This is a genomic window from Candidatus Obscuribacterales bacterium, assembly GCA_019744775.1.
Taxonomy (GTDB): Bacteria; Cyanobacteriota; Vampirovibrionia; order Obscuribacterales; family Obscuribacteraceae; genus SBAT01.
The window spans coordinates 372,081-391,564 of sequence record JAIETZ010000002.1; the positions used below are offsets into that span (position 1 = coordinate 372,081).

19 protein-coding genes are annotated in these 19,484 nt (G+C 47.7%); 9 read left to right on the plus strand and 10 right to left on the minus strand.

The annotated features are described in order from the left end of the window. The first annotated feature begins 64 nt into the window (after positions 1 to 64). The 7 genes from K2Y22_05070 (at position 65) to K2Y22_05100 (ending at position 6,205) form a co-directional block, all read left to right on the plus strand. A complete protein-coding gene (locus tag K2Y22_05070; protein MBX9877809.1) occupies positions 65 to 1,021 on the plus strand; it encodes an enoyl-CoA hydratase/isomerase family protein in 957 nt (318 codons plus the stop codon). A gap of 19 nt (positions 1,022 to 1,040) precedes the next feature. Next, positions 1,041 to 1,814, plus strand: a complete 774-nt coding sequence (locus tag K2Y22_05075; protein MBX9877810.1) for an enoyl-CoA hydratase/isomerase family protein — start codon at positions 1,041 to 1,043, stop codon at positions 1,812 to 1,814. Positions 1,815 to 1,832: 18 nt separating this feature from the next. Continuing rightward, entirely contained in the window at positions 1,833 to 2,630 is a 798-nt protein-coding gene (locus K2Y22_05080; GenBank protein MBX9877811.1) for an enoyl-CoA hydratase/isomerase family protein, read from the plus strand. 121 nt (positions 2,631 to 2,751) lie between these two features. Then, the gene (locus tag K2Y22_05085) at positions 2,752 to 3,345 is read left to right on the plus strand and encodes a tetratricopeptide repeat protein (GenBank protein MBX9877812.1); all 594 of its coding nucleotides are present in this window, start codon (positions 2,752 to 2,754) and stop codon (positions 3,343 to 3,345) included. Between the two features lie 26 nt (positions 3,346 to 3,371). After that, positions 3,372 to 3,932 (plus strand): hypothetical protein, encoded by a 561-nt coding sequence (locus tag K2Y22_05090; protein MBX9877813.1) that lies wholly within the window; start codon positions 3,372 to 3,374, stop codon positions 3,930 to 3,932. Between the two features lie 16 nt (positions 3,933 to 3,948). Continuing rightward, complete coding sequence (locus tag K2Y22_05095; protein MBX9877814.1) at positions 3,949 to 5,697, plus strand: VWA domain-containing protein; 1,749 nt, start codon at positions 3,949 to 3,951, stop codon at positions 5,695 to 5,697. Between the two features lie 25 nt (positions 5,698 to 5,722). Beyond that, a complete protein-coding gene (locus K2Y22_05100) occupies positions 5,723 to 6,205 on the plus strand; it encodes a hypothetical protein (GenBank protein ID MBX9877815.1) in 483 nt (160 codons plus the stop codon). Here K2Y22_05100 and K2Y22_05105 read toward each other — a convergent pair. Genes K2Y22_05105 through K2Y22_05120 form a run of 4 tightly spaced genes read right to left on the minus strand, consistent with a single transcriptional unit; the run spans position 6,202 to position 10,786 of the window. Further along, a complete protein-coding gene (locus K2Y22_05105) occupies positions 6,202 to 7,239 on the minus strand; it encodes a tetratricopeptide repeat protein (GenBank protein MBX9877816.1) in 1,038 nt (345 codons plus the stop codon). The two genes, K2Y22_05100 and K2Y22_05105, sit on opposite strands and share 4 nt — an antisense overlap. Next, positions 7,232 to 7,483 carry a hypothetical protein gene (locus tag K2Y22_05110; protein MBX9877817.1) on the minus strand — a complete coding sequence of 84 codons (252 nt, stop codon included), beginning with the start codon at positions 7,481 to 7,483 and terminating at the stop codon, positions 7,232 to 7,234. Before K2Y22_05110 ends, K2Y22_05105 begins: the two co-directional genes overlap by 8 nt. A 38-nt stretch (positions 7,484 to 7,521) precedes the next feature. Beyond that, positions 7,522 to 9,579 (minus strand): NAD-dependent DNA ligase LigA, encoded by a 2,058-nt coding sequence (ligA, locus tag K2Y22_05115; protein ID MBX9877818.1) that lies wholly within the window; start codon positions 9,577 to 9,579, stop codon positions 7,522 to 7,524. A 10-nt stretch (positions 9,580 to 9,589) separates the two neighbouring features. Then, positions 9,590 to 10,786 carry an acetyl-CoA C-acetyltransferase gene (locus tag K2Y22_05120; GenBank protein ID MBX9877819.1) on the minus strand — a complete coding sequence of 399 codons (1,197 nt, stop codon included), beginning with the start codon at positions 10,784 to 10,786 and terminating at the stop codon, positions 9,590 to 9,592. Between the two features lie 202 nt (positions 10,787 to 10,988). Here K2Y22_05120 and K2Y22_05125 point away from each other — a divergent pair, with 202 nt between their 5' ends. Next, positions 10,989 to 11,549 (plus strand): RDD family protein, encoded by a 561-nt coding sequence (locus tag K2Y22_05125; GenBank protein ID MBX9877820.1) that lies wholly within the window; start codon positions 10,989 to 10,991, stop codon positions 11,547 to 11,549. A gap of 153 nt (positions 11,550 to 11,702) precedes the next feature. Beyond that, positions 11,703 to 13,169, plus strand: a complete 1,467-nt coding sequence (locus K2Y22_05130) for an SCP2 sterol-binding domain-containing protein (protein ID MBX9877821.1) — start codon at positions 11,703 to 11,705, stop codon at positions 13,167 to 13,169. Between the two features lie 52 nt (positions 13,170 to 13,221). Here K2Y22_05130 and ribE read toward each other — a convergent pair whose 3' ends face one another. From ribE to K2Y22_05160, 6 genes are all read right to left on the minus strand, one after another. After that, the gene (gene ribE, locus K2Y22_05135; GenBank protein ID MBX9877822.1) at positions 13,222 to 13,707 is read right to left on the minus strand and encodes a 6,7-dimethyl-8-ribityllumazine synthase; all 486 of its coding nucleotides are present in this window, start codon (positions 13,705 to 13,707) and stop codon (positions 13,222 to 13,224) included. 2 nt (positions 13,708 to 13,709) lie between these two features. Beyond that, positions 13,710 to 15,020 (minus strand): bifunctional 3,4-dihydroxy-2-butanone-4-phosphate synthase/GTP cyclohydrolase II, encoded by a 1,311-nt coding sequence (locus tag K2Y22_05140; protein MBX9877823.1) that lies wholly within the window; start codon positions 15,018 to 15,020, stop codon positions 13,710 to 13,712. Between the two features lie 16 nt (positions 15,021 to 15,036). Continuing rightward, on the minus strand, positions 15,037 to 15,708 hold the full coding sequence (locus tag K2Y22_05145; protein ID MBX9877824.1) for a riboflavin synthase: 672 nt from the start codon (positions 15,706 to 15,708) through the stop codon (positions 15,037 to 15,039). Between the two features lie 201 nt (positions 15,709 to 15,909). After that, a complete protein-coding gene (locus tag K2Y22_05150; GenBank protein MBX9877825.1) occupies positions 15,910 to 16,461 on the minus strand; it encodes a hypothetical protein in 552 nt (183 codons plus the stop codon). After that, positions 16,461 to 16,805: a hypothetical protein gene (locus K2Y22_05155; GenBank protein MBX9877826.1), complete on the minus strand. Its 345-nt coding sequence runs from the start codon at positions 16,803 to 16,805 to the stop codon at positions 16,461 to 16,463. The genes K2Y22_05150 and K2Y22_05155 overlap by 1 nt, the downstream gene beginning before the upstream one ends. A 5-nt stretch (positions 16,806 to 16,810) precedes the next feature. After that, positions 16,811 to 19,474 (minus strand): ATP-binding protein, encoded by a 2,664-nt coding sequence (locus tag K2Y22_05160; GenBank protein MBX9877827.1) that lies wholly within the window; start codon positions 19,472 to 19,474, stop codon positions 16,811 to 16,813. Positions 19,475 to 19,484: the final 10 nt, after the last annotated feature.

Sequence of the window (19,484 nt, forward strand, 5' to 3'; positions counted from 1 at the left end):
AGCAAGGAGACAACCCTGTGAGTTGTCGGGGCAACCGCAAAAAAGGAAATCGGAGCGTTTACATATGATAAACACAGCAGCAATTCTGGCAGGTATGCCGGTTGAGTCATTCAAGTTCCAGCGCATAATCTATGAGAAAAAAGGTTATGTGGCAACGATCACCATAAACAGACCGAATGTATTGAACTGCTTCGATATGGTTACTCTTATCGAAATGGGACAGGCAATTCAAGATGCAAGTTTCGATGACAACATAGCAGTAGTTGTGTTTACCGGAGCCGGTGAACGTGCGTTCTGCACGGGCGCTGATCTGGATGAGCAAGAAAGCTTCCTCAAGAAGCCAAACAACTACTACAAGTGGATGTACACGTTTATCGAAATGCACGATCGCTTGCGCAACATCGGCAAGCCGACAATTGCTCGCTTGAACGGCATTGTTGCCGGCGGTGGTAATGAGCTTAATATGGCTTGCGACTTAGCAATAGCTGCCGAGCACGTGAATATCCGCCAAGTGGGTGCGGCCCGCGGTAGCGTCGCTGCCGGTGGGGCTACACAGTTCCTTCCGCTCCTAATAGGAGATCGTCGAGCAAGACAGATGCTTCTTACTTGCGAGCCGATTGATGCGGAAACAGCTCTTGACTGGGGCTTGATTAACGAAGTGGTACCGCAGTCTCAACTGGATTCCGCTGTTGCGAAATTGGCTGAAAAACTCTACAACAAGCTGCCTGAGTGTACGCGCTACACCAAACAGCAACTAAACTTCTGGCGTGATTTGTCCTGGAGCACAACAATTGGTCATGCCCGCGATTGGTTGAGCCTGCATGCCGGCTCTTACGAAGTTGGACAAGGCTTGTCTGCCTTTGGCAACAAAGAAGAAATGCCCTATCCCAAAATTCGCTGCAAAGCCGCAGGCGATCAACAAATGTTTTCCGCAAGCACAGAGCTAACCAATTGCCCGAGCTGCAAAGCCGAGCAGCCAACAACATTTAAGTTCTGCGGACAGTGCGGATCTAAATTCTAAGGAGAACGTAATGATGACCATGACCTACAAAACAATTTTGACGGAAGTCGAAGGCAATATCGCCATCATTCGCCTGAATCGTCCAAAAGCATTGAATGCGCTTTCCCACGAACTAATGGGTGAGCTTGTCGAAGCCCTGACTCAATTTGATCGAGATGACAATGTCCGCTGCATCATTTTGACAGGCAGCGACAGAGCATTTGCCGCCGGCGCCGACATCAAAGAGATGGCCGATGAAACTACAGTGAGCATCATGCTCAAGGATCAATTCGCCACCTGGGACCGCGTGCGTTTCACCAAGAAACCAATTATTGCTGCCGTTGCCGGTTATGCCTTGGGCGGCGGCTGCGAGTTGGCGATGACTTGCGACATCATCATTGCTGCTGAGTCGGCTCAATTTGGACAGCCGGAAATAAACATCGGTGTCATACCAGGAGCCGGCGGTACACAGCGCCTCACAAGAGCAGTAGGCAAATACAAAGCCATGGAAATGATCCTTACAGGTAGACCAATTACAGCAAGCGAAGCTCTGCAAATTGGTCTTGTTAATAAGGTAGTGACCAGCGAACTGTTACTTGACGAAGCAAAAGCCCTTGCACAAGAAATTGCGAAGAAATCCCCGATTGCAGTACGCTTAGCCAAAGAAGCCATCCTCAAGGTATTCGATACATCAATTACCGAAGGTCTGGAATTCGAACGCAAGAACTTCTACATGCTCTTCTCTTCAGAAGATCAAAAAGAAGGGATGCAAGCATTCATTGAAAAACGTGCAGCCGCTTTTACCGGCCGCTAACCAAGGAGAATTGTAAAAATGTCCGACGAAAACATTTTGCTCGTAGAAAGAAAAGACGGTGTAGCAACTATCACCTTGAATCGTCCAGATAAACTCAATTCCTTCAACGACGAATTGACATTCAAATTGCAAGATGCGTTGAAGGAAGTGGAAAGAGATGATGCTATTCGCAGCATCATTATTACGGGAGCCGGCCGTGGTTTTTGCGCCGGACAAGACTTGCAAAATCGCAACTTCGGAGAAGGACAAGGTAAGCGCGCATCCTTGGGTGACTCTATACGCCGCCGCTACAACCCGATCGTCTTGAAGTTACGCCGCATGGAAAAACCGATCATCGCCGCAGTGAATGGAGTAGCAGCAGGCGCAGGGATGAGTTTGGCTTTAGCTTGCGATTTCCGCGTCGTTGCCGATAACGCTTCCTTCATCCAATCTTTCACCAAGGTTGGCCTTATACCGGATTCAGGATCGACGTTCGTTCTGCCGCGAATGATCGGCACCACAAAAGCACTTGAGCTTATGTATTCAGCTGAAAAACTAGATGCTCAGACAGCTTTCAACCTGGGCCTCATAAATAAACTTGTAAGTCCCGATACAGTTATTGCTGAAGCCCTGGAGTTTGCGCTCAAATTGGCTAAAGGTCCCAGCAAGGCCTTCGGGCTGACCAAGCGGGCCATCAACAAAGCAATTTTCCCTGACCTGGAAGAGCTTTTGGAGTATGAGGCACAATTACAAGAAGTTGCCGGACGTAGCGACGATTTTGAGGAAGGCGTGAAAGCCTTTATTGAGAAACGCCCGCCTGTTTATTCAGGCAAATAAACACTATCTCTGAGAATTTCATTATCTGAAAACCTGCTCAGATAGCGGGTTTTCCCGTTATTTTGTTTTTCCTTCCGGGCAGGTACAAAATGACAAGATGAACGCCTAATGCCCAAGGTCGTTGAAAGCCATGAAAAACTCTCTCGCAGCTGCATGCGCAGCCCTCGCGCTTGCAATACAATTTACACAAGTTTCCGTCGCCTCGAACATCAAAAATTCTGGCATATTGGTGTCCCAAGGCTATTCCCAACTTACGCACGGAGCGCCAACTAGCGCCTGCAAAACCTTTATACAGGTTTTACAGGTAGAACCAAATAACATGACGGCCAGGCGCTATCTGGCGCATGCCTTGACCCAGTGTGGACAGTATCAACAGGCTATTGTCCAATTTCAACAACTAGCAAAATGTGTGTCCCTCGAAGCAGTGGATTTATCACAATTAGCCACTGCTTACCTACAACTCGGAAATCATCAGTTAGCTTTGAACTGCTACAGCCAAGCCCTCAAGCTCAGCCCCTCGTTTGGTCCAGCCTTGGTCGGTTTGATAAAGACCCACCTAGCTCTATCCGACAAAATACAAGCACGCGCAATTTGTCAAACCGCTATCACACAAGCAAGTGATAGAGTCTCAAAAGAACAAATCCGCCAACTGCTAGAGCAAACAAATGAAAAGGACAAGGAAGCGCAAGTTCAAGGTGAAACTGAGCCCGGATAGTCGCTCACTTCATAAGGGCCCATTGTATGCGTCCTTTCACAGGTTTCACCATGAAGGCAAGAAATACTAGTAGAAAAATGCGCGGCAGCTATATTGCCGATTTCGGACCCGCACTATTTATCCTGGTCATAAGTGTTTTCTTTCCACTGACCAATATGGTGTCCATGAGTCTACGTACAGCTCTGGTCAATAATGCCGTACAGCAAACAGCAGCTGCGGCATCTCGCTGCAAAACATTCGCGAATTCTGTTGGTTCAACAGATCTATCCTCACAAGCGCTTGCATCCTCGACCTTTAGTTCACTCGCCTCGAAGATTGGCGGATTTTCCTCAACTAATGTGCAAACTTCAATCATCATTACCAACATTGCCAGCGGCACATCAACTGTACAAACCACAAAGTTGGCAGCACCAGCAGACACAAATGTAAACGTCTATGCCATTCGAGTAACAGCAACGGGAACAGTCAATCCTCTAGTCTCCTGCGATGCCGGCAAATTCGGCAATATTCCTGGACTAACTACACCATTTACCATTACCAGCACTGCCAGCAGCTACTCCGAATGCACCCAAGGACTTAATCAATAGGACGGAGGTCACGAAAATGAGTACTACAAATAGATCTCGCCGCACCAGAGGACAGTCGATCATGTCCCTGGGCGTGGTGCTCATCATTGTTGCTGTAGTTGTGCTTGGGCTACTCTCCGTCGAGGTAAATAGACTTGTCTTAGCGAAGCAACAACTTCAATCGGCAGCGGATGCAGCAGCTCTTGCCGGAGCGGCAACTCTTGCCAGTTCAGACAATCTCGACCCTATGGATGCGCAGGATCAAGCCTCCAGTACCGCCCTAAACACGTTTCAAAAAAATCAGGTGCTCGGGCGTTCACTTTCAACTGCCACAATTGGAGGAGGTGGCGGCTCCGATTACATCGACATCAATTTCCTTGATCCCCACAACAACAACGCAATTGTTGCTCCTGGCGACCCAAAAGGAAAGGTAGTCCAAGTTACTGCCAATATGGCCTTTCGTCCCCTATTTGCCTTTTTAGGTACTTATAGCTATCCGCTGGCAGCAATTTCCAACGGTGGTGTTCCCAATTTAGATGTGGTTCTCTGCTTTGATGTTTCAGGCTCAATTGACGACCAAACGCCGGTGACATTCATTCGCCGGCGTTGGTCAAACAACAAAATTGTCTACGATATTCCTTCCACCCGATCCGGTTCACCAGTACAACCTCAAGCCAAAGGTCCACTCTATGACATCATCGGTCCGCCGGCAACCGGAACTCGCTCCAATGGTGTTTACCCACAGCACTTATCGCTGACAAACCAATCTGATGTGCGCTGGCCGCTGGTATTTAGTGAACAATCAGGCGTCACAGGTTCAGCAGTTGGACTTAGAGGCACCCCTAATGTCGGCAAACCACCAGGCAATTGCCCACCAGGAACAGCCGGCATTGGCAATCAATACACTTATACGGATGTCGTTGTTAACATTGACGGCAAAAACACATTCGGCGGGTTGGACATTGATGGATACAATTTTCCAGACGTGGCAACTCTTGTGGAGGCATCGCGCGGCAATTTAGAAAACAATACAAATTACGTCAACTCAAAAGCCAACACCTCGCTACCTAACATCCAGCCTAAAGCAGGCTATCAAGCAAAATATTTCGAAATGGCGGCTAAGGAACTTCACCCGCTAGTTGATGCTCAAGAAGCAGCTGCGGATTTCTTCACCATCATGAACACGAATACTGATGGTCACTTTGGTCTCGTAGCATTTGCAGATGCGGCCGGCAGCAGCGCAACAAGTACGCAAAGTCTCTACAATGTAGATTCAAACTACACCACGGCAGGTACAGGCAATTTTGCTACTCCGCAAATTGTTCTTGATCCCACAGCAACCAATACTAATTATGATTCTGTTATTGAAGTTCTTCCCAATACTAGAGCCACCACAGGCACTAATATTGGCGATGCGCTTGATGAAGCAGTAACACAAATTAAAAATCGCAGCAGAGCCGGATCTAAAAAGGCAATTGTGCTCTTTACTGATGGACAACCAACAGTCGGACAGCCACTCTCTTCCGACCCTTGGACCAATGCTCGTAAGGCTGCACAAAACGCCAATGCTCAAGGCATCCCTGTATACACAATTGGACTTGCCCAAAACTCAGAGATTATTCCCGGTGAAGTAGCCATTCTTAACGATACCAATTCCAGCTCATCCAACGGCGGGATAGCCGCAATTGCCGGTAATGGTGGCAAATTCTTCTTGGTCACCAAGACCTCTGATCTGCGCAAAACATTTGAGAATATTGCTCGCCAACTAGTGCAATTGGTCAAGTAGATTGAACTGAGAGGCACTAAGCAAAATGTTAGTTCGCAAAACACTCAGCAGGCAAACGAAGATAAGATCCGCGCACGGCTCTAATCTTGCAGAATTAGGGGCGATCATAACCATAATGACCATGGTCGTCCTTTTCTGCATAAATGCCGCCGTTGTTCTGATGGCCGGCAATATTAACGACAGAGCTTGCCGCGATGCAGCGCGCGCCGCCGCCCAAGCAAGCACGCAGACATCCGCCCAGGCGCAAGCGCAAGCAGCATTGAAATCATATACATCTTCCAATAGCTTCGTGGGTAGCCCGACATTATTATCAAGCGACTTTGTCTATCAGGATTTTGCGGGTAATCCGCCGCCGGACACTTCGCCATTTGTTTCGGTGACGACTACTCTGACCGCCAAAATCCCAGCACCAGCCTTCTGGGGAATGACTTTTGGCTCCTCAGGCAATATAGACATGAAGCAGACTTACTCTTTCCCCATAGTCAAGACGCAGCTCTATTTGAACTAAAACCCAGACCCTGTAGGCATCTCTTGCTCGTTGGGCATACTAATTTGTCCCTGTCCTTGCCCCTGGTTATAACTCTGTTGCGGTTCAGGCACGCGTATTTGTTGCTGCAACGCCAAAAGCTTATCTTTCGCCTTGGGCAGTTCCTTGTCATCCGGCAAAGCCAATCTGATGTAAGCACTGTATTCATTTATTGCAGAAGATATGTGGCTTTCCAACTCAAATAATTTCGCTAAGTTCAAATGTGCCTGCGCGGAATTTGGATTTACTGCCAGTGCTTTCTTCCAACACTCCATTGCGCCTTGATGATTTCCTTTGGAAACATCAGCAATACCAAGATTGATTAACACTTCTTCCAAATTTAGTCCGTGCGCGCGCAACTCGCCTTCACGCTCCAGCATCCTGTTGTACTGAACAGCAGCTCCGCTCCAATTATGCTGCCGCATATACAGCCAGGTAAGCGCCATCCAGGCATCCATATAAGTCCAAGGTTGATCCCCAAGCGCATGAATATAATTGGACGTTGCTGAATCTAAATAGTTCTGCTTTTCCATCAACTGCCCATAAAGAAAGAAAACTCTTGCGTTTGGCCCTTCAAGATCGCTAAGAGCCATTGCTAGTTCTCTGTCGGCCTCGTTGTAGCGCTCATTACGAATGAGAACTTCCCCTAATTCCGCATGCGCTTCACCGCAAGGTCCCATCGTTTGTTCAATACATTTTTTATAGGCTTCAATAGCCTTCATATCCATTTTCTTTTTCTTGTAGCACTGACCGAGCTGAAAATAGGCTTTTGGATTGTAGTTGTTGCGAGCAAAATAAATAGCCTGTAAAAAGGCGTCTATGGCGCCGTCATAATCACCTATCTTCATAGCTTGCTCACCTGCCATAAAGTTTGCCTGCGAAGGCTCAACCGTGTTTTTGCCTTTCGGTTGATCAAGTTTGAATTTGGCACTTGCTTCCGGAATGCCGAAAATGCCGCCGGCAAAAACAACTGTGCAAAATATTGTGGTGAAAATCTTGACGCGGCCGCTACTCAATTTTGTTAGCCTCAACTTCAATCTGCACAAAACCCATCAAATAAAGCAAGGTAGCCACAGCTAAATAGAGCAGTCCTGCTTGCCAAACATCTATATGCGGCAAACTGGAGACATTTGTAACAACAACGTTCCAAGTCCATGTGATAAACGCTATCGGCAAGACTACAACCAAGCCAAAAACGCCCATTATCAAAATGGTAAATAATATTGCAGCGGCTAAAGGGTGGAATTGATAGACTTTCATAAGCATTTGCCTCAGGCTTCGGGCGTCAGCTTGGGCTCTTAGTCGGAGAGCATATCCTTGAATGCAGCTTCGTCTATTACCGTTATACCCAATTCCTCGGCGCGTGCCAATTTTGAGCCTGGGTTGGCTCCAACAAGCACAAAGCTTGTCTTTTTCGAGACTGATGAGGCTGTTTTTCCGCCATTTATCTTAATTAAACGCTCAATGGTGTCCCGGTCGTCCGACAGGGTGCCTGTTATTACAAACGTTTGCCCCTCTAACCTGTTGCTTAATTTTTGTCTTTCAGAGGCATTGCCTTCCATTTTGACGCCGGCTGCCTTTAGCCGTTTGATTAAATTCCGGCTGGCATCTTGTGCAAAATAATGGACAATTGCCTCACCGATTTTTTGTCCGATGCCTTCCGTTTGAGCCAAATCTTCAACCGTGGCGGAAGTCAATTCGTCAATGGAAATAAATCGCTCAGCCAATAATTCGGCAACTGAGGCTCCAACGTGGGGTATACCTAGTGAATAAACAAAACTGGCGAATGGTCTTGTTTTAGAAGCCTCAATGTTTGTTAAAACGGTAAGCACATTTTTCTTAACAGCACCTTCCTTGGTGAGCATCGACTCAACTGAGGAAAGTTTCTTTTCGTTGAGATAGTAAAGATCCGCAGGATCGCCTATGAGCTCAGACTCAAGCAATTGCTCCACTAAAGATTCGCCCATGCCTTCGATATCCATGGCGTCACGACTGACAAAATGCTCAATGCGGCGTCTGCGTTGAGCCGGACAAGCAAAGCCATTCGGACAGCGAATTACAACTTCGCCTTCTGTTTTCACAAGTTTTGTGTGACAAACTGGACACTTAGTTGGATAAATAACTTCAACGGCCGTCGTTGGTCTTTTATTCAAGCGCACGGAAATAATTTCAGGAATAATATCGCCGGCCTTGCGCACGACAATGGTGTCACCTTCGCGAACATCAAGTCGTTTTATCTGATCGTAGTTATGCAAAGAAGCCCGCTTAACAGTTGTGCCGGCCAATTGCACCGGCTTCAAATTTGCAACTGGGGTAACTGCACCGGTACGTCCCACTTCGTAGGAGATTTCTTCAATAACAGTATCTGCTTCTTCCGGCGGATATTTGAAGGCAACGGCCCAACGAGGGCTGTGCGATGTTGCTCCCAATTGATTCCAAAGACGGCGGTCATCGAGTTTTACAACGACTCCGTCAGTTTGATAATCAAGTTGATGACGTCGTTCATGCCAGTACCGACAAAATTCCTTAACGCCGTCAATGCCTTTTACTCTCTTTCTATTCTTGTTGACAGGCAATCCATACGCGGCAAGCATTTCGAGCGATTCTTCATGACTTTGCGGCTCTTTCAATGTCTTATCCGTGACATAGGCAAAATATGTCCACAGGGAAAGCTTGCGCTTTGCAGTCACGCGTGGATTCTTTTGACGCAAGGAACCTGCGGCGGCATTTCTCGGATTGGCAAAAGTGGCATCACCTGTTTCTTCCAACTGCTTGTTCAACGCGGCAAATCCTGACACAGGCATATAAACTTCACCGCGCACTTCAAGCATATCCGGAATGGGGAAATCTTTTGTTGCCGAAAGAGACTGCGGCAAGTCGGCAATTGTCTTCAAATTGAGAGTAACGTCTTCGCCGACTTCACCATTGCCCCTAGTAGCACCATCGACAAATTTGCCTTTCTTGTAAGTCAATCCAATAGATAGTCCGTCAATTTTTAGTTCACAGACATAGGCAAGAGAATCCGCATGTTTGGGATCTAAATCCAGACCCTTAACAATGCGCTCCTGCCATTTATCCAATTCCTCAAAGGACATGGCATTAGCCAGGCTCATCATCGGCACACGATGCTTTACTTCACCAAATTCTGTGCTGGGGGCACCAGCCACCTTTTGGGTCGGGCTATCCGGAGTCGAAAGCTCCGGAAACTTTTGCTCAAGATTTTGCAGCTCTCGAAAAATCTGGTCAAATTGCCCGTCGCTAATTTCAGGCTTATCGAGCACGTAATAACAAAAGTTATAGTGCTCGATTTGACGCTTCAATTCATCAACGCGCTCGCGTGCTTGATTTAAGTTCATGGACGAGGTTTTAGTTAAGTCCTTCTCTTGAAAGAATTACGCAGTCACCTTGTGCGGTACCGGAGCAAATGGCCGCAGCACCCAATTTGGAACCGCGACGCTCCATTTCACGAGCCAGAGTCAAAAGAATCCTGGCACCGGAAGCACCGATTGGATGACCCAAAGCAATTGCTCCGCCATTCACGTTGACTTTGGATTCGTCGATGCCGAGCATCTTCATTGATGTCAGAGCAACGGAAGCAAACGCCTCATTTATTTCAACCAAGTCGAGATCAGACGCCTTCAGTCCGGCTTTATCAAGCGCTTTCTTGGTAGATAGAGCGGGCACTGTAGCCAGATAAGGAACATCTTGACCGATGGAGGCGTGGCTGACGATTTTAGCAATTGGTTTGAGTCCCAATTCTTTCGCTTTGTCGTGACTCATGATCAAAAGAACAGCAGCACCGTCATTGATACCAGGGGCATTGCCGGCGGTAACTGATCCGTCTTTCGTGAAGACCGGCTTCAATTTTTCCAGCGCTTCAATTGTGGTATCAGCACGCGGACCCTCATCATTCTCAATGGTCTTTGTCTGCCCTTTGCCGGCAGGCACCGACACAGGCAGAATTTCCTTGGCAAAAACGCCACCTTGAACAGCCTTGACTGCAAGTTGGTGACTGCGCAAAGCCCACGCATCTTGTTCCTTGCGCGACACTTTCAATTCGTCGGCAACATTGGCACCATGCACAGCCATGTGCACGGAAGCAACGGGACATTCCAATCCGTCAGCGAGCATGGCGTCTTTGAAATTAACATGCCCCATACGTTTGCCGAATCGCGCAGCATTTGCTTCAACAATATAAGGAGCTTGGCTCATGGACTCCATGCCACCAGCAACAATAATTTCACCGTCTCCGGCACGAATGCGCAAATCACCTATTGTTACAGCGCGCATACCAGAGGCGCAAACTTTGTTGACCGTCGTTGATTCACAAGTATTGGGCAGACCAGCTTTCAAAAGAGCTTGTCTTGATGGAATTTGTCCACAACCGGCTTGCACAACTTGACCAAGGATAACTTCGTCGACTTGCTCGCCTTTTATTTTGTTGCGTTCCAAAATAGCCTTGATAAGCGGATGTGCGAGATCAACAGCCGATACCGAACTCAATGCTCCACCCAATTTTCCAAATGGTGTACGCAAACCATCGACAATTACAGTCTCAACCATGATTCAAAACCTCAATAGAATCCTATGACGCTTCGCGTTGCCAACATGGCAAACCCGAAGCAACAACACGTTTATCCTACCGCCATTAGGATTTTCCTGCTTTACTTGAGGTTCTCTTTCCAGCTCATTTAATTTCTTTTATTTAGTCCTTGATTTATGATAGTCAGTAGGTCTCGCGTCATCGGCAAGCGAAGGAATTCGGATGAACTCATCATTTCCCCAGGGCAACCAACCTGCGCCCGACTCAAACGCGGCTCCCCAAATAGACTCAGGCAGGCGCGTTGTCGCCCTGGTTATAGATGTCGCCGCCAGCTACCTTTTGGGAATAGTCCTTTCCTTAGTCCCTTTTATCAGCCAGTTCCTGCCGTCCCAGGCAGTAATGATTGTCTTCTTGTTAGTTCGGGATGCTCTTTTTGAAGGGCGCGGAATCGGCAAAAACTTGATGGGCTTACGCGTGGTCGATGCCGCCACGGGTAGAAGTCCGACTATTTTGCAGTCAGTACAAAGAAACCTCATATTTTTTGCGCCATATGTTGTCCTCTACATGATGGGCATTGTTTTGCGCTTCGTGCCCATCCCTTGGCTTAACCAGGGCATTTTGGACATAGTAAACCTCGTGGGTATGGTTTACGTGGCAATTGTCATCCCAATTGAGGGATGGCGCGTCTGGCACAGCGAAGACGGCCAACGCATAGGCGATGAAATAGCCGGGACAAAGCTTGTCGAATCCAATATGGACTTCTCCAATGCGATGCCGCGCTAACAAATTGGAATCTTCTAACGTCTCTAAATCGTTGACGAAGCTCAGCGGAGCGCAGGATTGCGACAGAGCAATCCAGAGCGAGAGCGCGGATAAGCCGAATGGCTAGCGAAGGCGCAGTGAAACGCAGCCGGAGCGTTATATAATAGGTCCCTTATGGTGAAAACAGCTTTTGTCTGGGGCCCAATATCCAGCTTTTCTGGACCGCTCATCTCCTCGTTATTAAACAAGGGATGGCATGTTCACGTTGCTTGCAAGTCGGCGTTCAACCTCTTGGGTATGTCGCCTTTGGATTTGCCGTCGGCAGCCCAGTCCGCTCTTGAGAAATCATTGGGCGGTCATGAACAATTCCGCACCTTCTCCGAGCGCTTACGCTTTTTCCCACCAGGCGAAGTCGATAAGAACGTTGACTATGATGCGCTGATTTTTTGCCCCTTGCCACCAAACTTTGACGAAGCAAGAGCACCACGCGCACCATGGGCTGCCGGTGAACTAGGCAATGTCTGCAAACTTCTGCGGGGCGTACCGGCATTTCTTGTTTCTTCTATCTGGGGCGGTGTACAAAACGATTATGTCGTGCCGGAAGAAATTGAATTTGCCAGACGCAAACCGCAAAGCCAATGGGAAAACGTTTGCCAGCAATATGAAATCCGTTTGCTCAACGAGATAGGCGGATTGGAAACCAATTGGCATTTGATTAGACTGCCGCTTTTGACAGGCACCACTACAACCGGCGCCGTGCAAAATTTCAGCGGTCTCCTGGGCTTTCTTCAGTCAGTAACCGAAGTTGAACGCCATCCGGAAGCAGGCAAAGTTTTCAAACTCAATTACAATCCTGATTCCACGCTGTGGTTTATGCCTGTTGATTCAGTAGTACAAATTTTCACGCAAGTGATTGAAGACAGCTATCCACCGCGCATTTTGAATTTGGTGTCACCACAAACATTGCTTAACCAAGAATGGGTTGAGTCCTTGGGCGGGGCGCTTTGCTATCCCAAAGCGGAAGCCGCGATTGCTGATCCTTATCGCTTGCCGAGCATAATACGTCATCTCTTGCTCGACGAAGTGCAGGTAACGACAAGAAATCTTTTTGAATTACTCGGACGCTATCAAATTTCGCCGGCTTCTATTGATCAAAACTATTTCGAGAAACAAATCCACTTTGGAAAAACGCACAACTGGGGTCATTCATTCCCGGTTGATAAAAAGCGTCTCGAACCGACATTTTCCGAGGAATTTGCTCATCACTACTTCGAAGAATTCATGCCTATCGCTTTTGGCTCGGAATTACTCGAAGAAGCAACCAAAGGCGAAATATCAATCGGCTTTATTGTTGACGGACCCAAACAATTAGCGTGGGTTTTGAGATCAACAAATGGTCGCGCAACTGTTGAACGCTTGGATCACGGCGCCATCCGACCAAAAGTCAGCATACACTTTTCAACAAGCGTGTTGATGCGCCTTATTCTGCAAAAGACAACACTAGAAAAAGCCATGATGCTGCGCGAAGTGCGCACCGAAGGACCAATGATAGACGCATTGCGAGTAGCATCCGTATTTGGACGCTTCCTCAAAGAGTACCCATACTACGGCCGCAAAATCGAAGCAGAAAGCTTGCGCTAGATCCTCGCACTGGCCGCTCGTAGGGGCGCATTGCATGCGCCCGTGCATGGACTTATCTAGCACCAACCGGCGTACGAATAGCCTTCAGCAAATTGATCATTTCAATAGCCGTCATTGCAGCATCAGCGCCTTTGTTGCCGGCTTTGGTGCCTGCTCTTTCCACAGCTTGTTCGATGGTGTCTGTCGTCAACACGCCAAAGATGGTCGGCACAGACGATTCCAGTCCAACTTGTCCGATACCCTTTGCTGCTTCACCAGCAACATAATCAAAGTGCGGTGTTGCCCCGCGAATTACACAACCCAAACAAATTACCGCATCGTATCTACCGGAAAACGCTGCTTGTTTGGCAACCAATGGAATTTCGTAAGCACCCGGACACCACATGATTTCAATAGACGCTTCATCAGCACCGTGGCGCTTTAATGTATCAATACAAGCACCTAAAAGTTTGCTGGTGATGAACTCGTTAAAACGACTTATGACAATTGCGTAGCGTTGTCCTTCTGCAATTAGGTTGCCCGAATATTCCTTAGCCACAGTTATTTCTCCTTGTTTTGAGCTTGCGTATGAGCATCAAGCCCTTCCAGCCAGTGCCCCATTTTTTCCTTTTTGGTCAGCAAATAATTGATGTTGTGACTATTGCACGCTGCCGGCATAGCCACTCTTCCAGTAATTTGCAAACCATAACCTTCAAGTCCGACAATTTTGCGTGGATTGTTTGTAATGATACGCACTGATGATAATCCGAGATCGTACATCATCTGCGCACCGACACCGTAATCACGCAAGTCAGGTTTAAAACCTAATGATTCATTTGCTTGAATGGTGTCCTGTCCTTGATCTTGGAGAGCATACGCTTTGATTTTGTTGATCAAGCCGATGCCTCTACCTTCCTGACGCAGGTAAACCAAAACACCCTCTTCTTCTGTGGCAATCATTGCCATGGCCGCTTCCAATTGAGGCCCGCAATCACAGCGCAAGCTGGCGAAGACATCACCTGTAAGACACTCGCTATGCACTCGCACCAGAACGTCTTTTTTGCCTGCAACATTACCTTTTACAAAGGCAATGTGACCTCGCCCGTCCAATTGGTTGCGATAAGCGTACATCTTAAATTGACCATAAGCAGATGGAAATTCCGCTTCCGCTTCACGCACAACAAAACGCTCACGCTCCAGGCGATAGGCAATTAACTGAGCAATGTTGATTACCTTTAGATTATTGCGCTCGGCAAACTCAAACAACTGCGGCACGCGCGACATGCTGCCGTCATCATTGATTATTTCGCAGATAACACCAGCGGGCTTAAGTCCGGCCATGCGCGCTAGGTCAACAGCAGCTTCTGTGTGTCCGGCGCGCTTCAATACACCGCCTTCTTTTGCAATGAGCGGAGAAATGTGTCCTGGTCGTCTTAAATCAGACGGCACAGACGCATCATCAACGGCAACACGAATTGTCGTCGCTCTATCAAAAGCGCTTATGCCTGTGGTGACACCGTATTTAGTATCGGCATCGATTGTCACAGTGAAAGCAGTACCCTGACTTTCGGTATTGCGCTCAACCATCATGCCTAATTGCATCGCATCGGCTCGTTCTTGAGTAAGAGCCAAACACACCCAGCCACGAGCTTTGGTGATCATGAAGTTGATCATCTCAGGCGTGCACAGCTCTGCTGCACAAATCAAATCGCCTTCATTCTCGCGACCTTCGTCGTCGGCAACTACAACCATGCGTCCGGCTTTGATATCAGCAATTGCTTCTTCAACTGTACTGAATCGTGACTGCAAGTTATTATCGGCCAATACGTTAGCGGCTTTTTTAGCTATAGATGCGGGGTTGAAATCAAGCATGAGTTTGAATCCGTGTTTAAGTGTAACCATGTTCAGAAAGGACCGCTAGATCCAATCCGGTTTTATTGCCGACTTTTAAAGGTTGAGCAATATGAGGCTGCAACCAATTAGCAGCGTATTTAGCAATGAGATCTATTTCGATGTTCACCTTATCTCCCACTTGCAATTTGCCGAGTATTGTTACTTCAAGTGTGTGAGGAATCAGCATGACGCTAAAAACAAATCCGTTGTCCATGTTGCAAGCAAATACCGTAAGGCTAACACCGTCGATGGCAACTGAGCCCTTCTCGATAAAGTATGGTCTGTGCGCATCATCGAGTGCAAACGTGATGATGTTGGTGATGCCTTCTTTCTTGATGGAGACTACCTTGGCCAATGTGTCGACGTGACCACTTACCAAATGTCCGCCTAATCGATCAGACAACTTGAGGGCTCTCTCTAAGTTGACCTTATCGCCTTGCTTCAAATCACCAAGCTTTGTCTTGCGCAGAGTCTCCTGACCGACTTCGACTTCAAACCATTGCTTGTCCTCTAAGACAGAGGTCAGGCAAGTACCGGTAACGCTCACCGAATCGCCCCTTTTGAGGTCAGTTGTAACCTTAGCCGCCCCTATCCGGAAGCGCTTGCCCTCGCCGGAGCCTGCTACGGCAACAATCGTGCCTACTTCTTCTACAATGCCCGAAAACATGGCTAGTCTCTTTTGTAACGCTCCGGTTTCGGCTTTGCCTCCACCTTCGCTTGCCTGCCGGCATCCCCGCTTCGTTCGGCTGCGACCGCTTCACCAGCGCTCTTGCCTCACTTCGTGTGTCTGCTTTCGGCTCCTCTTCTCTAATATCGGAGCAATTGTACCGGTTTTTAAGAGGAAATACCTTGAAAACTTCTCTTTAATTTATCTCTCTTTAATATCGGCGACCACATGCTCGCCAGTGGCGCTTTTGACGCCGATAAGCAGCTTCAGGTTAAAAGGCTGCGGACCAGAAGGACCAGACTCATCGGCCGAATTGACAGCTACCTCGCCCTTTACGGTAACGGGAACGAGTCCGTTTTCATCGGGATCTCCGGCACTGACATCAGCTATGTGAACAGCTGCAACTTGCCGGCGAGCCTTTAGTCCCTCCAAGGTCGCAGCCATCTCTAGATTGTCTTTGGGCAAGTCGCCGTTGGACTGCATCTTCTTAACTACCTGGCTGCCCAGCTCGCCACCTAATAGTTTTTTGGTGTTGTCTTCATAGTTGATATAACTCGAGTCGACCAGATGTGTCGCTACCTGATAAACAAACTGCTCAATAGTTTGCTTGTTACCTTCAGGACCCTCTACTTTCGGATTCGGTCTAGTGGCAATAAGCAGCACGTTAAAGAACAAGCTGACGCCTAAAGCTATTGGCACACCCCACTTCTTTGCCAGCTCTTTTGGATCAATTGTCTTAATGCGCCAGTACACTAGTTAAACTCCACACTGCCTAAGATCCAATTCTTACCTTGTCTATAGAACGTAAGCGTCGCCGCTAATTCTTCTGTTTGACCATCGGGAGCAATTGCTCGTTGCGTGCCCACTATTCTAACTTTTGCATCGGTCTTTGTAAGCTTTAAAACTTTGGCGTCGGTTATATCAGCTGCTTCTCCCCAGCCCATATCTTGCCATTGCCAGGAAAAAACATTTTGAGCATCAAGCTTGGCGATTTCAATCATGCGTTGATTGCTTACGGTCTGCAACGCGAGCCAGACCAAGACAAAAAAGCCGCAGAAGAAAACGAACCATTTATTTATGGAAAAAAGCTTTTCCATTAACTTCAGCCTTCCATTTGCAGAGCCAAGTAATAAACTGCCTGCCGGCAAGCATCCGTGTGACTTATGCTGGGATTCTTCGCCTTTATTTCGCGAATCATTTCTAGGCGCCTCGGAATATCATGAATAGGTTCTGATGTGCAACACCAGTAGTCCATGTGACTGGGCACCAACCTAATAGTCCCGTGCACGCCGCCTACTATTAAAAGAGCCTGACTATCGCGTCGTTTCTGTTCATCGCGGGCGAAATTTTCCACAGCCATTACTTCAGCGTCTGTAAGACGCAACACATCTTTCAACAACCGCAAATCACTAGGATCTTGGCGCAAAAGAATTTTCATGTGTGAGTTTTTCACAACGGAATCAGCTTGCTCTGCCTGTTTGAAAAAGTCTTTCAACTGTTGCGTAATACAAACAAGCATCATACCGTAGTGACGAGCACGTCTGGACAGGTCATCCAACAGTCGAGCGCCTGCCTTGAATCGCATCAGTGTTGCAGCCTCATCAATGATGGCTCCAAATCTAATTCCACGCGCTTTACTTTCCGCCGCTTTCCGTCGTATGAATTCCGCCAAAATAAACATGGCTATTCTTTCCAAGCGAGGTTCGTTGACTTCACGCGTATCAAATACTATTAGGTGTTTTTCGGTATCGATATTTGTATAACCATCGACCAATCCGCCGAAGGCTCCTGTCTTTGTGAACAGAGACAAGCCGCGAGCAAACTGCTGCAATCTTTCTCTCTGTACCGGATCAACTTCATCATTGGCCGCTTGAGCTGTCACACGCGCCAAATCCGACATTGTCGGCACAGTGTTGCGGAACCCTGCATCCATGTAAGCCACTCGAATTAAGCCGTCTAAAAGTGATTTTTCCTCGACGTTCAATTCCTCGCGACCTTCCGGCGAAAGCATGATATCCAGCAGTTGCAAGAGCACGCTTATCTTGTCACCTGAAGGTTCACCGGGTTTGTCTTCCGGTCCCAAATCAAATGGGTTCAATATCAAACCAGCACTTGGTCCCAGGTCTACATAGGCGCACATTTCCGGTCCAAGTAATTCAGTAATGAATCTATAGGCACCAAATCTGTCCACTGTTTTGTCAATCAAGACAAATCGCGTATCAAGAGTCAACATGCGCAGAATCATCATAGACACGGCGAATGATTTACCGGCTCCAGTTGTTCCGACAACGAACATATTGTTAGCGTCTTTGCCTGCTCCTCGGAAAAATGGATTTAAAAGCACCGGTTCACCTGAGGCAATCGCAAAGCCAAATGGAACACCATCAGGTGTGCCGCATTCAGCCGTAAAGAATGGCCAGAACGTGCCAACTACCGGTGCCATCATACGATTGACTATTGCTAGTTTGTCTACACCAACGGCAAGTGTCGACTGCCAAGCGTCTAATTGCAACATTTGCGCTCTATCAAGCAAGGCACCTTTATTCTTAAACACACGACGAATTTCATCCATGTTGTGTGCTAGCTGTTCCGGCTTATGCGCATACGTGTTGACGTAGATACCTACATCGAAAGCTTTATTTGCGCTGCGTAGAAAATCGTGAATAGCAGAAGCAGCGGTACGTGTCGACTCCATGCCTTCTATATCAGGCGTAGCCATTTGAGCAGATGACATCAACCCATACTTAACATCATTCTTGAGTTTCTTACGTACTTGATCTTGATCACAGGTATGAATAAACATGGACAACGTGTATTCAACTTGCAATGTCAGCAAATCAACGAGCCAACCCATCCAAGTTTCATGTGGCGGCTCTTGCAAGTACATTGTGCCAACGTAGCGACCGTCCAGCCAAACATGCTCGTCTGCAATTCGCAAAGCAGATCTAGCCAAGCAAGATGCCTCAGAAATGTCAGGACGTGAAGGTGGAGCCTCGTTGTCGCGCGAAGCTAATGACGGATTGAGATCTGCGTAAATTAGGTTCCTTACGTCCTTGCGCTTCATTGCCTCTGGACGCAAATTTGATAAACGCAACTGTTCAGCAACTGTACGCACCAGTCTGTTGAGATTTTCCACGTACTCTTCATGCTTCTGCAAGGAGCGCCTGCCGCTCCAAGGCTTAGTCATATTTTGAGTGTCGGGAGGCTGATAACTCACAACAACAATGAATTCTCTATCCGGGACGAATTGCACGTCCTGCACGCGACGAAACCACTTGTCCGTATAGTCTGCGTACCATTTGAGATAATCGTTTTTGGTTTTTATCTGCGATTGAAAGCGCGACAGATACTCATCTACGGACAGATGTCGCGACCTAATAATTACCTGAATGTCCGTCTCGCAAGAATTGGCTAAAGCCGCAAAATTGCGGGCCAACTGTTCACGGTCTGCTTCATCAAATAACAATGCGTTGATGCCTTTGCATGACAGATACTTGCGCATACTACCGTCGGCAAGAATTACCAGACCTTCGTCATTATCATCACCAGGAATGGCGTGAATGAATGTAATATCCTGCCAGCTAGCGGCACCTCTTTGATCTTGCGGCGGTCCTGATTCACCATCAGTTGAAGCTCCTGGAAGTCCGCCAGGCAGCATTTCACGAATCATTTGCGGCAAGCCGCCTATAATAGCGCTGAAAAAATCACCCTGCGGCACATTGCGCAAGGACTGTCCATCTCCTGAATCTTTCAAGTTTCCCGCCATTTATCTCGCT

Excerpts from the sequence above, each read along its gene's own strand:
- K2Y22_05140 (MBX9877823.1), bottom strand. The coding sequence starts at position 15,020 with ATGCTTGATTTCAACCCCGCATCTATAGCTAAAAAAGCCGCTAACGTA.
- K2Y22_05090 (MBX9877813.1), top strand. The coding sequence starts at position 3,372 with ATGCGTCCTTTCACAGGTTTCACCATGAAGGCAAGAAATACTAGTAGA.
- K2Y22_05075 (MBX9877810.1), top strand. The coding sequence starts at position 1,041 with ATGACCTACAAAACAATTTTGACGGAAGTCGAAGGCAATATCGCCATC.
- K2Y22_05155 (MBX9877826.1), bottom strand. The coding sequence starts at position 16,805 with ATGGAAAAGCTTTTTTCCATAAATAAATGGTTCGTTTTCTTCTGCGGC.
- K2Y22_05110 (MBX9877817.1), bottom strand. The coding sequence starts at position 7,483 with ATGAAAGTCTATCAATTCCACCCTTTAGCCGCTGCAATATTATTTACC.
- K2Y22_05160 (MBX9877827.1), bottom strand. The coding sequence starts at position 19,474 with ATGGCGGGAAACTTGAAAGATTCAGGAGATGGACAGTCCTTGCGCAAT.
- K2Y22_05120 (MBX9877819.1), bottom strand. The coding sequence starts at position 10,786 with ATGGTTGAGACTGTAATTGTCGATGGTTTGCGTACACCATTTGGAAAA.
- K2Y22_05130 (MBX9877821.1), top strand. The coding sequence starts at position 11,703 with ATGGTGAAAACAGCTTTTGTCTGGGGCCCAATATCCAGCTTTTCTGGA.
- K2Y22_05080 (MBX9877811.1), top strand. The coding sequence starts at position 1,833 with ATGTCCGACGAAAACATTTTGCTCGTAGAAAGAAAAGACGGTGTAGCA.
- K2Y22_05100 (MBX9877815.1), top strand. The coding sequence starts at position 5,723 with ATGTTAGTTCGCAAAACACTCAGCAGGCAAACGAAGATAAGATCCGCG.
- K2Y22_05125 (MBX9877820.1), top strand. The coding sequence starts at position 10,989 with ATGAACTCATCATTTCCCCAGGGCAACCAACCTGCGCCCGACTCAAAC.
- K2Y22_05095 (MBX9877814.1), top strand. The coding sequence starts at position 3,949 with ATGAGTACTACAAATAGATCTCGCCGCACCAGAGGACAGTCGATCATG.
- K2Y22_05145 (MBX9877824.1), bottom strand. The coding sequence starts at position 15,708 with ATGTTTTCGGGCATTGTAGAAGAAGTAGGCACGATTGTTGCCGTAGCA.
- K2Y22_05070 (MBX9877809.1), top strand. The coding sequence starts at position 65 with ATGATAAACACAGCAGCAATTCTGGCAGGTATGCCGGTTGAGTCATTC.
- ligA (MBX9877818.1), bottom strand. The coding sequence starts at position 9,579 with ATGAACTTAAATCAAGCACGCGAGCGCGTTGATGAATTGAAGCGTCAA.